The organism is Vibrio antiquarius, assembly GCF_000024825.1.
Taxonomy (GTDB): domain Bacteria; phylum Pseudomonadota; class Gammaproteobacteria; order Enterobacterales; family Vibrionaceae; genus Vibrio; species Vibrio diabolicus.
On the sequence record NC_013456.1, the window covers coordinates 639,443 to 655,450 of the forward strand.

The 16,008-nt window shown below is 47.5% G+C and carries 12 protein-coding genes; 2 read left to right on the top strand and 10 right to left on the bottom strand.

Annotation, left to right across the window (positions count from 1 at the left end; translation table 11 throughout):
• Positions 1 to 12: 12 nt before the first annotated feature.
• The 5 genes from accB to VEA_RS03080 all read right to left on the bottom strand — a co-directional run bounded on the left by accB (position 13) and on the right by VEA_RS03080 (position 5,973).
• Complete coding sequence (gene accB, locus VEA_RS03060) at positions 13 to 477, bottom strand: acetyl-CoA carboxylase biotin carboxyl carrier protein (RefSeq protein ID WP_005397840.1); 465 nt, start codon at positions 475 to 477, stop codon at positions 13 to 15.
• A 61-nt stretch (positions 478 to 538) separates the two neighbouring features.
• Complete coding sequence (aroQ, locus tag VEA_RS03065; RefSeq protein ID WP_005397842.1) at positions 539 to 988, bottom strand: type II 3-dehydroquinate dehydratase; 450 nt, start codon at positions 986 to 988, stop codon at positions 539 to 541.
• A gap of 303 nt (positions 989 to 1,291) precedes the next feature.
• A complete protein-coding gene (gene acs, locus VEA_RS03070) occupies positions 1,292 to 3,244 on the bottom strand; it encodes an acetate--CoA ligase (RefSeq protein WP_006742998.1) in 1,953 nt (650 codons plus the stop codon).
• Positions 3,245 to 3,481: 237 nt separating this feature from the next.
• Positions 3,482 to 4,111 (bottom strand): 3'-5' exonuclease, encoded by a 630-nt coding sequence (locus tag VEA_RS03075; RefSeq protein ID WP_012841317.1) that lies wholly within the window; start codon positions 4,109 to 4,111, stop codon positions 3,482 to 3,484.
• 35 nt (positions 4,112 to 4,146) lie between these two features.
• Positions 4,147 to 5,973, bottom strand: coding sequence for a DUF294 nucleotidyltransferase-like domain-containing protein (locus VEA_RS03080; protein ID WP_041852880.1), 1,827 nt, complete (start codon positions 5,971 to 5,973; stop codon positions 4,147 to 4,149).
• Positions 5,974 to 6,203: 230 nt separating this feature from the next.
• On the opposite strand from VEA_RS03080, the gene VEA_RS03085 reads away from it, so the two are divergent.
• Both VEA_RS03085 and VEA_RS03090 read left to right on the top strand, forming a co-directional pair.
• Positions 6,204 to 7,391, top strand: a complete 1,188-nt coding sequence (locus VEA_RS03085; RefSeq protein WP_006742996.1) for a 3-phenylpropionate MFS transporter — start codon at positions 6,204 to 6,206, stop codon at positions 7,389 to 7,391.
• 134 nt (positions 7,392 to 7,525) lie between these two features.
• Complete coding sequence (locus VEA_RS03090; protein WP_041852881.1) at positions 7,526 to 10,957, top strand: hybrid sensor histidine kinase/response regulator; 3,432 nt, start codon at positions 7,526 to 7,528, stop codon at positions 10,955 to 10,957.
• A gap of 94 nt (positions 10,958 to 11,051) precedes the next feature.
• On the opposite strand, the gene VEA_RS03095 is transcribed toward VEA_RS03090, so the two are convergent.
• The 5 genes from VEA_RS03095 to VEA_RS03115 all read right to left on the bottom strand — a co-directional run bounded on the left by VEA_RS03095 (position 11,052) and on the right by VEA_RS03115 (position 15,776).
• Positions 11,052 to 12,437, bottom strand: a complete 1,386-nt coding sequence (locus tag VEA_RS03095; RefSeq protein WP_006742993.1) for a class II fumarate hydratase — start codon at positions 12,435 to 12,437, stop codon at positions 11,052 to 11,054.
• Between the two features lie 17 nt (positions 12,438 to 12,454).
• Complete coding sequence (locus VEA_RS03100; RefSeq protein WP_012841320.1) at positions 12,455 to 12,832, bottom strand: hypothetical protein; 378 nt, start codon at positions 12,830 to 12,832, stop codon at positions 12,455 to 12,457.
• Positions 12,833 to 13,033: 201 nt separating this feature from the next.
• On the bottom strand, positions 13,034 to 13,516 hold the full coding sequence (locus VEA_RS03105) for a hypothetical protein (protein ID WP_012841321.1): 483 nt from the start codon (positions 13,514 to 13,516) through the stop codon (positions 13,034 to 13,036).
• 256 nt (positions 13,517 to 13,772) lie between these two features.
• The gene (locus VEA_RS03110; protein WP_005397550.1) at positions 13,773 to 15,500 is read right to left on the bottom strand and encodes a sodium:solute symporter family protein; all 1,728 of its coding nucleotides are present in this window, start codon (positions 15,498 to 15,500) and stop codon (positions 13,773 to 13,775) included.
• Positions 15,501 to 15,512: 12 nt separating this feature from the next.
• Positions 15,513 to 15,776: a DUF4212 domain-containing protein gene (locus tag VEA_RS03115; protein WP_005397548.1), complete on the bottom strand. Its 264-nt coding sequence runs from the start codon at positions 15,774 to 15,776 to the stop codon at positions 15,513 to 15,515.
• Between the last annotated feature and the right edge of the window lie 232 nt (positions 15,777 to 16,008).

Genomic DNA, 16,008 nt, shown 5'->3' on the forward strand with positions numbered 1-16,008 from the left:
GGCAAGCCCCGCTTATTCGATTACAACAAGAGGTTGGTCGAATTCAACTGGTTGGCCGTCTTCAGCTAGGATCGCTGTAACAACGCCAGATTTGTCCGCTTCGATTTGGTTCATCATTTTCATTGCTTCAACAATACATAGCGTATCGCCAGCATTTACTTTCTGACCCACTTCTACGAATGCTTTAGAGTCTGGGCTTGGAGAACGGTAGAAAGTACCAACCATTGGAGAAAGAACTTGGTGACCTGCAGGCGTTGCAGCCGCTGGAGCTTCTGCTGCTGGCGCTTCTGCTACTGGTGCCGCTGCTGCTGGAGCAGGTGCCGCTACTGGAGCTGCTGCGTAGTGAACTGGTGCTTGAGGGGCTGCAGTGCCGTGACGACTGATGCGTACTGACTCTTCACCTTCAGAAATCTCTAGCTCAGCAATGCCAGACTCTTCAACTAACTCAATTAGCTTCTTGATTTTACGAATATCCATCTTTTCTTTCTCTTTTATCTTGTGATTAAGACAACCCTCGTGGGGTTGCAGAGTGTTAGGGTTACTTTGCCTGTAGCTTATTAATCGCGGCAGACAGAGCGAATTCATAACCTTGTGCGCCTAAACCGCAAATCACGCCTTCTGCTTTATCTGACAGATAAGAGTGATGACGAAATGGTTCACGTGCGTGCACATTTGATAAGTGCACCTCAATAAATGGGATGGCGACGCCAAGTAATGCATCTCGCAGTGCCACACTGGTATGAGTGAAAGCCGCTGGATTGATGATGATGAAGTCAATCTTGCCATAAGCAGCATGAATGGCTTCAATCAGTTCGTACTCACGATTTGATTGTAGGTGTTCCAGTTCTACCCCAGCGTTATGAGCTTGCTTCGTAAGAGCATCCACAACTTGTGCTAAGGTGCTGTGACCATAGTGTGTCGGTTCGCGCAGACCTAATAGGTTAAGATTTGGTCCGTTTAGAACAAGAATCCGTGACTTTGCAGACATTATGTTGCTATCTTCCCTTATCGTGAGTGGAACGTTTATATTCCCAAATATACGATAGTTCAGCACGATTTTTTTGTTAAAACCGAGCAAATTTTAAAAAATCGACCAAGATTATAGCTAATTCATAGCAATTAGCAGCAATTTACTGGTCTAATCTCCTAATAGCCACCTTCGTTTCTGTAACCAAGTTAACAAAAACAACATAATTGCCATGTTCTTTGTGTGGTTAATTTGTGCGCAAAAGCAAAAAACCGCCATGAGTGATGGCGGTTTTTAAAGTGCTTTTAAAACAGTTGGTTGAATTTATGCCAATTCTGCTTTCTCTGCGATGAGTTTGTCTACCACGCTCGGATCGGCAAGCGTTGACGTGTCTCCGAGGTTGCTTGTATCGCCCGTTGCAATCTTACGCAGGATTCGACGCATTATCTTACCAGAGCGAGTCTTCGGTAAGGAATCCGTCCAGTGCAGTACATCTGGTGTCGCGATTGGACCAATCTCTTTACGCACCCAATCTTTAACTTCTTTGTGCAGCTCAGCTGACGGGAATTCACCATCGTTCAATGTAATGTAAGCGTAGATAGCTTGGCCTTTGATGTCATGTGGAATACCAACAATCGCCGCTTCTGCAATCTTGTGGTGCGCCACTAGCGCTGATTCAATTTCAGCGGTACCCATACGGTGACCCGACACGTTTAGTACGTCATCAACACGGCCTGTGATCCAGTAGTAGCCGTCTTCGTCACGACGCGCACCATCACTGGTGAAGTACATCCCCTTAAAGGTTGAGAAGTAGGTCTGTTCAAAGCGCTCATGGTCGCCGTAAACCGTGCGCATCTGGCCTGGCCAAGAATCAAGGATAACCAAGTTACCTTCAGCAACGGTATCTTCAAGAATGTTGCCCATATTATCGACAAGAGCAGGCTGGACGCCGAAGAATGGGCGAGTCGCAGAGCCTGGTTTTAGATCGGTTGCCCCTGGTAGTGGCGCAATCAAGATGCCGCCAGTTTCCGTTTGCCACCAAGTATCGACGATAGGTGAGTTCTCGTTACCAATCGTTTTGTAGTACCACTCCCACGCCTCTGGGTTGATTGGTTCGCCCACTGAGCCCATGATGCGCAGGCTTGAACGAGATGTGCCTGCAACCGCTTCATCACCTTTTGCCATTAGCGCACGAATCGCGGTTGGGGCGGTGTATAGAATGTTGACTTGGTGTTTATCAACCACTTCACTCATTCGGCTTGTGCTTGGGTAGTTTGGTACACCTTCGAATAAGATGGTCTTCGCCCCATTTGCAAGTGGACCGTAGATTAGGTAAGTGTGACCGGTAATCCAACCCACATCCGCGGTACACCAGAAGGTTTCACCTGGTTGATAATCGAAGACATATTTAAAGGTCATCGCCGCGTAGACGAGGTAACCACCGGTCGTGTGTAGTACACCTTTAGGTTTGCCTGTTGAACCTGAAGTGTAAAGGATGAAGAGCGGATCTTCGGCTTTCATCTCTTCTGGTGGGCAAACGTCAGAAACGTTAGCTGTTGCTTCGTGCCACCAAACATCACGGTGTTCATGCCATTCGACATCACCACCTGTGCGTTTAAGCACCAACACTTTATTGATGGTTTTTACGTCTGGGTTAGTTAGTGCTTCGTCCACGTTCTTTTTCAGAGGAACGGCACGCCCGCCGCGTACGCCTTCATCAGCGGTGATCACGACTTTCGCGTCAGAGTCGATGATACGGCCAGAGAGTGCTTCTGGTGAGAAACCGCCAAATACTACGGTGTGAACCGCACCAATACGGGTACAAGCGAGCATAGCCACTGCGGCTTCTGGCACCATTGGCATGTATAGACACACCACGTCGCCCTTGCGTACGCCTTGCTCTTTCAATGCGTTGGAGAACTTACACACTTCTTTGTGTAGTTCGTTGAAAGTGAGTGTTTTGTCGTCGGCTGGATCATCGCCTTCCCAAATGATGGCGACGTCGTCCCCGTGTTCTGCGAGATGACGGTCAATACAGTTAGCCGAGACGTTCAGTGTGCCATCTTCAAACCAGCGAATATCAACATGGCCAGTGTCGAAAGAAGTGCTTTTTACTTTGGTGAAAGGTTTGATCCAATCAACGATTTTGCCGTGCTCGTTCCAGAAGCCCTCTGGATCGGTTACCGACTGCTGATACATGGCTAAGTAAGTATCATTATCCGCGTGTGTATGAGTTTTAATATTTTCTTTTACCGGATAAACGTGGGCTTCGCTCATGGCTTCTCTCCTTGTGCCTTATTTCTCGGCCTTACACCAATCTAGATAAGATTTTGAATATGTTTTTGTAGGGCTGTTTTTTGGTTCTAAATAACTTGGTCGTGGTAATGACGACGTTGTGCTTATAACTGTCAGTCACTGCGCGTATTTCCACAATTAGACTTTAGGATGAGAGTGAAGGAAGCGCCGTGAAATCGCTGAAACAAAAGTGTTTCTGGGAGCTAGGTCAACTGATTTTTATGTATACGGCGCGGTTAGGTTGGGCAAATCGCCTTTCGTTAAGCGAACAAAGACCAAAGCGGCAGAAATCGCATCTTGTAAAGCGTCGTGTTTATCTTGGATAGGAAGTTCGAGGTGTTTACAAATCGCATCCAGACTTAAGTCGAAATAGGCATTCGGCAAATGTCTTTCCAGCTTGTCGTGATAAATCTGACTGACCTCGATGAGCGGGTTAGGAAGTGGAAAGCCAAGTTGCCTCAGACAAGCAAGATCTAAGATCTTTTTATCGTAACGAATGTGATAACCGACAAGTGGTCGGTTGCCGATAAAGTCGAGCAGCTCGAGCAGCGCCTCTTTTTCGCTAATCCCGTCGACTAAGTCTTGGTGGCGAATTCGATGAATTTTGACTGAGCCAGAATCGAGCGATTGCGGCGCGCGTAAGCGGACTTCAAATGGCTGGCTAGTGATGATGCGGTTGTCGATGATCTTCGTGGCCGCAATGGTCACCAACTCGGCGCGATTTGGATCAAGGCTGGTGGTTTCGCAGTCGAGAGAAACGTATTCCGTTTTATCGGGCGTGCAAAAAAGCGACTGATAAGAAGAGCCTTTCAGTTTGTAGTGCCAGTATTTGCGTTGTAACCAGTTCATTGCCTACGCCTCTGTATGATTTATGAAAATCATGGTTAATCACGAATTTGATAGTGGAAGCCTAAAAATTGCTTAAATTTTTTCACTACATGTAAGCTGTGGCGAAGTAAATCACGCTCGGTTCTATCCAGTTGTTTAATATCAATGTTATTCAATGCTTCTTGCTTTTTGAGTTGTTGATTAAGGCGAACCTTAAAGAACAATTTCAGTGCTTCGTTGAGGTTATCTGCCGTTTCAGGCTCTAAGATGCGTTTTTTCCGAAGTGCTTCAATGCGCTCAAACGTGTTCTTCTCCTCAATGGCATATTCCAAAGACAAGGTGCGAATGCCGTGCACAATTGGGAAAATGCCGCCGCGTTTAATATCTAACCCGTCCTTAGCACTTTTTACGTTGCCAAACAGAGTTAGGGGCACAGAAAACTGCAAGGCAGGGCGAGTAAAATCAGACAGTATCAACATGCGATCTTTCATTGTGTCGCGAAGGTGGGTCGCGATTGGAGCCAGCAGTTCGCGATTTCCCGCAACAGCATGGGCGTCACTGAAAATGGCTAAGTCCATGATTTGTTGTGGTTCGGCTTTGGCTATCCAGCGGTCTAAGGTGTTTATCCACTCTTGCTGCGTTTTGACCCATTTCGGGTTGTTGACCATGACTTTACCCGGGCAAAGTGGATAACCGAGCTGTTGTAGAGTGTGCGTGAAGGATTGCATCACTTGTTCGCAATGAGGCCATTCCAAACCATCTTGAATAATTAGAGCATTGTCTTGGTCTGTCTTGAGAATTTGTTCTCCTCGACCTTCTGAGCCGAGTACGATTAAGCAGCAATGATCGTGCAAGGCTGGTGGAACCACTAACTCGAACGCTTTTTCGATAATTTGCTCGTTCACGGCGGAAATCAGCTCCATGATAAAGCGAGTGCGGATGCCGTTTCTCAATAAACTCTCGACCAATTGACGCTGGCGGTTTGAGGCCAATGCGAGCTCTTCCACACTGCTTGCTCTGGCAATACTGAGCGTTAACACGTGAGAGTGGGTGGAGAACGCGCTGAGAATTTGGGTCATATCCAGCATGCCGACGGCTTGGTTGCCATCACATACCATGAGACGCTTCATTCGATTTCGGGTCATGGTGATCATGGCATTGAACAAAAAGTCACCATCATCAACGTGATAGACAGGAAAGGTGGCGATATCACCGACAGGGGTATTGAGTGCGCAGCCATCTAACATCACGGAGTGCAGCATGTTGGTGCGCGTCACGATGGCGTATGGATGAGTCGAAGGCCATTTTTCTAATCGCGGATCGTCATCATTGAGTTTGACAAGTGCTGCATCAATCCCATTTGCTTTTAGGGTGTGCGTCACCTCGTTAATCGGCGTATTTGGCTCAAGGATCATCGGTGGGTGATAAATGCTGCGGTCAACTTTGGTGAGGATAAACTCTGCCAAGTTTTGTTGTTGGTGAGCGGCTTCGATGAGTTCTTGTCGCTTTGATAAATTGTTATCGAAATAGGCCGCAAACTGACCATTCTCGTTGTAAAGCGCCAGAAAGACGTCTTTCGGTAGCAGATAGGAGAGCGTGTCTTCAAGTGCGATGTATTGATGACGTACGTTGTCTTCAAGTAACGAGCGCACATCAAACATATCGTCGTTGGCATAATGCGCGAACACTTCCTGCTGATCTTGGGAGCGCTCTTCTACCGCGCCTTTGATCAGAATATGCAAGTGAGGGTTCTTCTGTCCGCAAGATAAAATTACATCTCGAGCTCGATAGTAGGCAACGTCCAGAGACGAGCGCAGTCGTGTCTGTTGTGCTTCGGTTAAGCGGTCGAACGGTGGAGATTGCATGTTAAATTTGTCAGGCATGAGAACACCCAATGATGGAAGGAACACTCTCTAAGTCTGACAAATTTCCTACCGGAAGCCAGACGACTTTGGTCTAAATCACGATGATTTCGCTTTAAGATGGCCAATGTCGCAAAGTTAGTATTCCATCGAGGAAACGATAAGTTGCCTATTCTTCCCTTTTTATAATACGCATAGCGATCCATAATTCTCGGTTCGAACGTTGATGTTCCCGTTTTAGGATATTAGTAATGTTGAAACCTTCTCCGTATGGCTGGATTTCCCAGTACTTTCTCGGATTCTTCTTTGCGTATGGCGTATATCTGCCATTTTGGTCACTCTGGTTTAAGGAGCAAGGTGTCTCTTCGACCGACATCGGTTTGCTAGTTGGGTTAGGTCTTGCGACACGTTGTGTCGCCAATATCGTGATCACCCCACGAGTGCACAAAGTTGAACACCTTATGCCTGCTTTACGTTGGTTGAGTTTCGCTGCCCTCCTTTTTGTTGGATTTCACTTTTTTACAGGTGGCAGTTTTTGGTTAATGGCGTTAGCGACGGTGCTATTTAACCTCTGTTGTGGACCGATTGTTCCATTATCGGATGCGATGGCAAACTACTACGCTCGTCTGAAAATGCTCGATTATGGCCGTACGCGCTTATGGGGCTCGATCGCCTTTATCGCGGGTTCGACGGCCGTGGGTTATCTGGTGGCTGAATTGGGCTCTGATATGATCTTGTACACGGCGATGGCCGGGGTATTAGTTTCGTTGCTATTTTCAATGCGTATGACTAACCCGATGCCCGTTACGCTTGATGGGCAAAGCGCGGAGCGTCCAAAACTGAGTGCTCTTTTGACTGACAAGCCGATACTTAAATTCTTAGTGTTGGTGTCATTAATTCAGGGCAGTCATGCGGCTTACTACGGTTTTAGCGCTATTCACTGGAAAGCCGCAGGTCATTCGGAAGATGTGATTGGCTATCTGTGGAGCTTGGGTGTTGCAGCCGAAGTGGCAGTGTTTGCGCTGAGCAAGCGTTTATTTGTCGGTTGGTCAATGCGCGCGTTATTTGTTGTTGCTGCCGTTGGTGTGATGATGCGTTGGGGCATTACGGCATCGACAACGTCGATTGTTGCTTTGGTGATTGTTCAATTATTGCATGGCGTGACCTTCGCAACGGCACACATTGCTGCGATTCAATATATCCAAAACTCGGAAGAGAATAAGATAGTGGCGCTGCAAGCATTGTATAACGCGATTCCGCTAGGCGCATTCATCGCACTGATGACCGTGTTGAGCGGTTGGGGTTATGAGCACTGGGGACCACTTGTGTTCTGGGGCATGGCCGCGATGGGTTTATTGGCATTGTTCATCAAGCTCGAACCACAAGAGCCACATCATGTGGTCGATGTATCAGACAAGTCACTGGAAACACAGAATTAGACTTCTGTGACAAAGGTTAAAAACTAAGCTTTGTCTCCGTTGTGAAAGCAGTGTTAAATGAAACCTCTCCCTAATGGAGAGGTTTTTTTATTCTCTTGCTTTAAAACGGCAAGAAAGGCAAGAAAGGATATCGGATGCAAGGATGGCTGGTGGTTCCCGTTTCTTTGGCGTATTTGGGAGCCTTATTTATCATCGCGTGGTACGGCGACATTCAGAAAAGGTGGTTAGCACGCTGGCGGCCGTGGATTTATAGCCTTTCCATTGCGGTGTACTGTACATCGTGGACCTTCTACGGCACGGTCGGGCAGGCCAGCACTAACCCTTGGTCTTTCTTGCCCATCTATATTGCCCCCATTTTAGTGTTTACCATCGGATGGCGCGTTTTAGCTCGGCTTATTTTGATTGCTAAACGGGAACACATCACGTCGATTGCTGATTTTATCGGAGCTCGTTACGGCAAATCTCAAGGTTTGGCCGTAGTCGTTACACTCATTGCGGTTGCGGGAATTTTGCCGTACATCGCTTTGCAGTTGCGTGGTATCACCATGGGGCTAGAAATCATTGCCCCAGAACTGGCTACCGATTTTGGTTATCAAAACGATAGCGTGTCGTGGTTTGTCGTGGTCGCACTGGCAATTTTTACCATGCTATTTGGTACCCGGCACATTGATAACACGGAACACCATCGTGGGATGATGATGGCGATTGCCTTCGAATCGATTATCAAACTGTTGGCGTTTTTAGTAGTCGGTGTATTCATTGTTTGGTTGGCGATGAACACCGAGAGTTTGAGCTTAGTTGACGTTGCCACACAGACGTATCAGTCACCAAACATCCCTACCATATTGATTCATACCGTACTCACGATGCTGGCGATTGTTTGTCTTCCACGACAATTCCATACGATGGTAGTGGAAAATGAACGCGCGCAAGATTTGCATGTTGCTCGTTGGTTGTTTCCCATTTATCTGATCTTGATGGGGATTTTTGTTTTACCTATTGCGTGGGTAGGGCAAGGGTTGTTGAGTGGTGCTTCGCCTGATACTTATGTGATCAGTGTTCCGATGTCGGTAGGGGCGAGTGAAATCGCTTTGCTTGCATTTTTAGGCGGCACTTCGGCGGCCAGTGGCATGGTTATCGTGTCGACGATTGCCTTAGCGATCATGGTATCGAACGACTTGGTTATGCCACTACTATTGCGTCGCATGCGATTGACGCAGCGTAACCATCATCACTTCTCTGAATTATTACTGCGGATCCGCCGTGGTCTGATTTTAGTCCTACTAATTGGCGCTTGGGGTTTTTATCAAGCGTTAGATACCATTCACTCACTTTCAGCGATCGGCTTTCTCTCATTTGCGGCGATCACGCAATTCGCGCCTGCGCTGGTGGGCGGTATGTACTGGCGTCAAGGGAATAAGAAAGGTGTGTATGTTGGCTTGGCGGTAGGCTTTACCATTTGGCTGATTACGTTAATGAGCCAAACGGACATGCTTGCCGGGAATGCCAGTAACAACTTTTTGATTTGGTTGATCACCCCACCAGAGGTATTGGCTGGCTTTGACATTGCGATTTCAGATTGGGGGATGATCCTCAGCGTGGTCGCCAATGCAGTATGTTTTGTTGTGGTTTCTATGACCACACGACCAAGCCTAAGTGAGCGCTTACAATCGGCGTCATTCGTTGGTACGCCACTGCCTGAAAGCGAAAACATGAGCCTGTACCAGAGTCGTGTTACGGTTGCTGAACTAGAAATGCTAGCGTCTAGGTTTGTTGGGCGAACGCGAGTAAAAGCGGCTTTTCAAGCGTATTGGAGCCAGCAACGAGAAGAGCTAATGCCGAATCAGCAGGCGCCATCTTCTCTGATTCGACATACCGAACGTGTATTAGCCGGGGTATTCGGTGCTTCTTCTGCTAAGTTAGTACTTACTTCTGCCCTGCAAGGAAGAAACATGCAGCTTGAAGAGGTGGCGACTATCGTCGATGAAGCCTCTGAACTGTACGATTTTAGCCGAGGCCTACTTCAGGGGGCGATTGAACATATCGGCCAAGGTATTGCGGTGGTCGATAAGCAATTACGCTTGGTGGCTTGGAACCAACGCTACTTAGAGTTATTTGAATTTCCGCCAGGCTTGATCCAAGTTGGGCGACCGATTGCGGATGTGATTCGGCACAATGCAGAGCAAGGTTTATGTGGCCCAGGCGATCCTGATGACCACGTCCGTCGCCGTGTGTATCACCTTGAGCAAGGGACTCGGCACACTTCTTCTCGGGTCCGTCCCGATGGTCGCGTGATAGAGGTGCAAGGTAACCCAATGCCAGGTGGTGGCTTTGTGATGAGCTTTACCGACATCACCGTATTCCGAGATGCAGAGCAAGCGCTGAAAGACGCCAATGAGACATTGGAAGAAAGGGTACGTCTGCGGACTCGGGAATTAGAACAACTTAACAAGCAGCTAGTGGCAGCGACGCAGCGCTCCGATTTGGAATCGAAGTCCAAATCACGGTTCTTGGCGGCAGTAAGCCATGATTTGATGCAGCCACTCAACGCGGCTCGCCTGTTCGCTTCTTCATTGTCGGAAGTAGCCAAAGACAGCGAAGCCAAAAAGCTGTCGGCACACATTGAGAGTGCTTTAGAGGCGGCCGAAGACCTGATAGGAGATTTGCTGGATATTTCGCGCTTGGAGTCGGGCAAGCTGGAAGTCAATGTGCACGGTTTTGCGTTAAACGATGTGTTGTCGAATTTGAATGCGGAGTTCAGCGCATTAGCCAAGCAACAAGGTATAGCATTCACCATGATTCCATCCTCACTCATGGTGAAATCGGATCCCAAACTGCTGCGCCGTGTGGTGCAAAACTTCCTGACTAATGCGTTTCGTTATAACCCGAATGGCAAAGTGGCGCTCGGTGTTCGCCGGGTAAAAGGGCGAGTGCGTATTGATGTGTGGGACAACGGTGTAGGTATTGAAGAAGAGAAGCAGCAAGAGATCTTTGAAGAGTTTAATCGCGGAACTCAAGTTCGTTCCGACCAAGGTCTCGGGCTTGGTTTGGCGATTTCCAAGGGAATTGCTCAAGTGCTCGGGCATGAAATTTCGATGCGTTCTTGGGTTGGGAAAGGCAGTGTCTTTTCTATCACGCTTGATAAAGCCGATCATGTGCAGCCGCACCCAGTTCAAGTCACGACAAGTAACCAGTCTGAACTTGGTCATCTAAGAATTCTATGTGTGGATAATGAGCCCGATATTTTAGTCGGTATGGAAAACTTACTGTCTCGATGGGGCTGCGATACGCGAGTGGCGACCGATTTGGTCGAAAGTCTACAAGCTCTCGAGGATGGTTGGATTCCGGACGTGATTTTTTCCGATTACCGACTTGATGATGGTCGTACTGGCTTGGAAGTGCTACAGCAATGTCGCTTGAGGCTAGGCAGCTGCTTTGAAGGTGTCATCATCAGCGCGGATCGCACCGATGATATGCTTGATGGCATCAAGGCAAATGGGTTCAGCTTTATTGCGAAGCCAGTTAAGCCGCTTAAATTGCGTTCGGTGCTCAACCGCGTCGCATAGATTTAGAGTGTTTTAGCGCTGCTATAAAAGAGACCTCCGAATGGAGGTCTCTGTGTTTGTAATCTTATTTTGGTTTGTAGGCTGAGTTTGCCGCTTATTCCGCGACGCCGCCTTGGGTGAGTTTTGCGGGATTAAGCAATCGTTCTAACGTGGCTCTATCTAAATCGGTTTCTTCTTCTGCGACATCAATAATCGCACGCCCCTGCTTATAGGCTTTTTTCGCGACTTCTGCCGCTTTCAGGTAGCCAATGACCGGGTTGAGGGCCGTGACCAAAATTGGGTTTTTGGCGAGCGCTACATCCAAGTTATCTTGACGAACTTCAAATGTTGCAATGGCCTTATCGGCTAAAGCGGTTGCGCTGTTAGCGAGCAACTCGATGCTCTCCAATACGTTATGAGCAATGACAGGTAGCATGACGTTTAGTTGGAAGTTGCCTGCTTGGCCCGCGACGGTAATCGTGGTGTCATTACCAATGACTTGCGCTGAGGCCATAGCTGCGGCTTCTGGGATCACAGGATTTACTTTGCCAGGCATGATGGAAGAACCCGGTTGCAAGCCTTGTAATTCAATCTCACCTAAACCAGCCAATGGGCCTGAATTCATCCAACGAAGATCGTTTGCGATCTTCATGATCGCAACTGCTGCTGTTTTGAGCTGTCCCGACAGAGCGACGATCGCATCTTGACTGCTTAAATTGAAAAAGAAGTTATCACTGGCCGTGAACTGAATACGAGTTGACTGGGTTAGGTTGCTAGCGAATAAGTCTGCAAAGCGTGGATCGGCATTGATCCCCGTGCCAACCGCGGTACCACCTTGAGCTAAGGCTTTTACCGCAGGAAGTGCTTGTTCAATCGCTTGTTTTGCGTGCTCGATTTGGAACTGCCAACCGCCAAGCTCTTGAGCAAAGGTAATAGGCATCGCGTCCATTAAGTGGGTGCGACCGGTTTTTACAACATCTTTCAGTGCTTGTTGCTTAGACTCTAGTGTTTGGATGAGGTGTGACAGGGCCGGGAAGAGCTGTGTTTCAATGGCTAATGCTGCGCTAACTTGAATGGCCGTTGGCACCACATCGTTACTGCTTTGTCCCATGTTGACGTGATCATTAGGACTGACGGTACCGCCTAGATGCTGGGAGGCCAGTGTTGCAATCACTTCATTCGCATTCATATTTGAGCTGGTGCCTGATCCGGTTTGAAATACGTCAATTGGAAATTGCTCAATATGATTGCCCTCGATAATCGCCTGAGCTGCGTCAGCAATCGCATTAGCGATATCACCTTCAAGCAGCCCCAATTGTGCGTTGGTGAGTGCCGCAGTCTGCTTGATGTGTGCCAACGCTTGGATGAAGCCAGATGGCATCTTATGTTGACTGAATGAGAAGTTATCGACGGCGCGCTGAGTTTGGGCTTGGTAGAGTGCATCTGCTGGGACTTTCACTTCGCCCATACTGTCAGTTTCTATGTGGAATTCGGTGCTCATGGTAGGGCTCCTTTTGGTTAATCGAGTGAGATTTGAATCAGGCGTAATTGTTGTTGTAATGCGAGAAATTTCACGTCGCCTTGTTCAAACTGATAGTAATAGCGTTTGAGACAGAATAATGGCGTATGGATAGAATCGAGACAGACACGACGGAAGATGCGACTGCGAGTGGAGTCTTGAATTGCGTCTAGTAGATGGAAATAAACCTGACGCAAAAACAGCTCACACAACAATAGATTTTCTTCATCGGCACCGTGTTCATAGCAGGAAGACAACACCATTCCCCAATGAATATAGTCATGAATTACGTCTGGCTCAAAGCCGTGTGGTGCGGCGAGAAGGAATCTATCTTGTGCTTTAAAAAATGCGTTAAAGATGTCCCGTTTGTTGTCCATAACCACCTCTCGTTTAATGTAATGATAATTATTATCAATTAAGTGGTGGGTTGGCAACCCTTTTTAGAGTAAGAGGTTGTTGAAGAAAGACTTACGGAAACAAAAGCCGACGTAAAAGCGTCGGCAGAGAGGGAATTATTTAGTCCTGAGGTGACAATGAGGTATCGACGTTTTGGATATCGGTGTCTTTATCTGTGGCCATTACTCTGTAAATAAGGTTTCGTACTTCACAAACGCGGTTTGTGTTTCGCCGTAATAAAGTGTGCCTCCAGATTGAATGACGACTCTTAACCAACTTTCTGCGGATGCTGGTCTTGGTAAGGTAATGTACCAACTTTTTCCAGCCTGATCGGCGGGCTTCATATCAATCGGCTGAGCATTTTTCTCTTCGTCATTAACGATGGAAACTTTGACCCCTTCGAGTGGATAGGCGGCGTTGAGTGACAATTCTAAGCCATTTTTCGTGAGCTGTTCTGAGCGAAACTTCACTTTAAAGTCGCCATTTTCCATGTCACACAGTCCACTGGTGTAACGACAGTTAGACTTACTCGCGAGTTTGTAAGTTTCCCCTTCTTGTGCCGCGTGGGGTTTCTCGCTGAGTGCCATATCGGTGCCGAAGTAGGCAATCAAAGAAAGAATCGGCGCAATCAGCAGAGCGAGAATAAAGTGCTTGTTTTTGAACATAAAATACTAATTCCATCAATTATCTGTTCATTTTAACTGGCTAAAATCACTAATAACTTCGTTAATGATTTTGAAGGTAGAGCAACTAGCTTGCTGCAATCTTTGCCCTGTTCTAAACGATTGTTTCTGCGTTCCCCGAACGTATAACCAATGCCATTCGTGTGCTTCCTTGCTACGGCTCAGGGAATCTAATTATTAGAATAAGTTAGATGAATAAAAAAGCCCCAAGTGGGGCTTTTGTGGCTTGCGTTATATTTTAGTGATCCACGGCATCGCCTGCACCAACAGGGACACGAACGTGTTCAACAAGATCTTTAACTTCTTGAGGTGTTTCCGCTGTAACTTTCGATACCGCGAATGCCACGATGAAGTTAAATAGGGCGCCGATAGCACCAAACGCGTTTGGCTCAATACCTAGGAACCAGTTGGTTCCCCAGCTTTCTAGATATTTCCAGTCAGCAACGAATAGGATGCCTTTGTGCTGGAATACGTAGAACAGTGTGATACTGATACCGGCAATCATACCGGCGATTGCGCCTTCTTTATTGATACCTTTGCTGAAGATACCCATCATCAACGCAGGGAAGATGGATGACGCAGCAAGACCAAAGGCGAGCGCCACCGTACCAGCGGCAAAGCCAGGAGGATTCAATCCGAGATAGCCTGCGGCTGCGATTGCCACCGCCATCGAGATTCGGCTGGCAAGCAGCTCCTTCTTCTCGGATATGTTCGGATTTATAACCCCTTTAATTAAGTCATGGGAAATCGCCGACGAAATAGCAAGCAACAGACCCGCTGCTGTGGATAGTGCTGCAGCGAGACCACCAGCGGCAACGAGTGCAATGACCCAGTTTGGTAGCTTAGCGATTTCTGGGTTTGCTAGTACCATGATGTCACGGTCAACTCGCAATTCATTGGTATCAGGATTTGAGGTGTACTCGATCAGGCCATCGCCATTCTTATCATCAAAGCCTAATAGACCTGTTGTTTCCCAGTTTTTGAACCAATCAGGGCGCTCATCATACGCAAGGTGCTGACCAGGCGCAGGGTTGACGGTATCCATTAGGTTTAGACGAGCCATTGCTGATACTGCTGGCGCCGTTGTGTATAGAATAGCGATGAACACAAGTGCCCAGCCTGCAGAAGTACGCGCATCACGTACCTTAGGTACCGTAAAGAAACGGATGATAACGTGTGGTAGACCCGCAGTACCGATCATCAATGACATGGTGTAAACGAACATGTTTAGTGTGCTACCGCGAACTTGCGTAGTGTACTCACTAAAGCCGAGTTCGGTCACCACTTGGTCGAGCCTATCGAGCAGATAAACATCGGTGCCTTGAATGGTACTCCCGAGGCCAATCTGAGGTAGCGGGTTACCTGTAAGTTGCAGAGAGATAAAGATTGCAGGGATAGTGTAAGCAAGAATGAGTACGCAATATTGAGCAATCTGCGTGTATGTGATGCCTTTCATGCCGCCAAGTACTGCGTACATGAATACGATACACATACCAATCAGTAGGCCTGTTGAGTAATCAACTTCTAGGAAGCGACCGAAGGCAACGCCAACGCCTTTCATCTGGCCGATAACATAAGTGACCGATGCGATGATAAGACAGATAACCGCCACGATACGTGCTGTGTTCGAGTAGAAGCGTTCACCAACAAACTCTGGCACCGTAAACTTACCAAACTTACGTAGATAAGGGGCGAGTAGTAGCGCAAGCAGTACGTAACCGCCCGTCCAACCCATTAGGAATACGGAGCCGCCGTAACCCATAAAGGCAATTAGGCCCGCCATTGAGATGAACGATGCCGCCGACATCCAGTCAGCAGCGGTTGCCATACCGTTAGCGATTGGGTTTACCCCGCCACCTGCGACATAGAACTCTTTGGTTGACCCCGCACGCGCCCAGATCGCAATACCGATGTAGAGGACGAAGGTTGCACCAACAACCAGGTAGGTAATAGTTTTCAAATCCATCTGAGTTACTCCTTACTCATCTACGCCGAATTCACGGTCGATTTGGCGCATCTTCCATGCGTAATAGAAAATAATACCTAGGAAGGTGTAGATGGAGCCTTGCTGAGCAAACCAGAAACCAAGTTTGTATCCACCTAATTGAAATTGATTAAGTACGTCGACAAATAAAATGCCGCAGCCGAAAGACACTACGAACCAGATGACCATAAGGCCAATCATGAGCTTCACGTTTTTGTCCCAATAGGCTTTGGCTCTTTCTTCGCTTTCAAATGCCATTGCCGTCTCCTTACGATTGGTATTGTTGTTAAAAAAATGTTTCAACATGTACATTAGCAAGGTGTTGGCAAGAACTCTTTTCAACTTTAGTCGGGGTATAAAAAATAAAAAACTCACGTGATATGGTCGCTTAGAGAGAAGTTAGGGTTATTTATTAATGTTAAAAAGCTGTTAAATTAGCCAAAGGTCTAAGGAGAGAAATGATAAAAAGCACGAATAAGAGACGTGATTA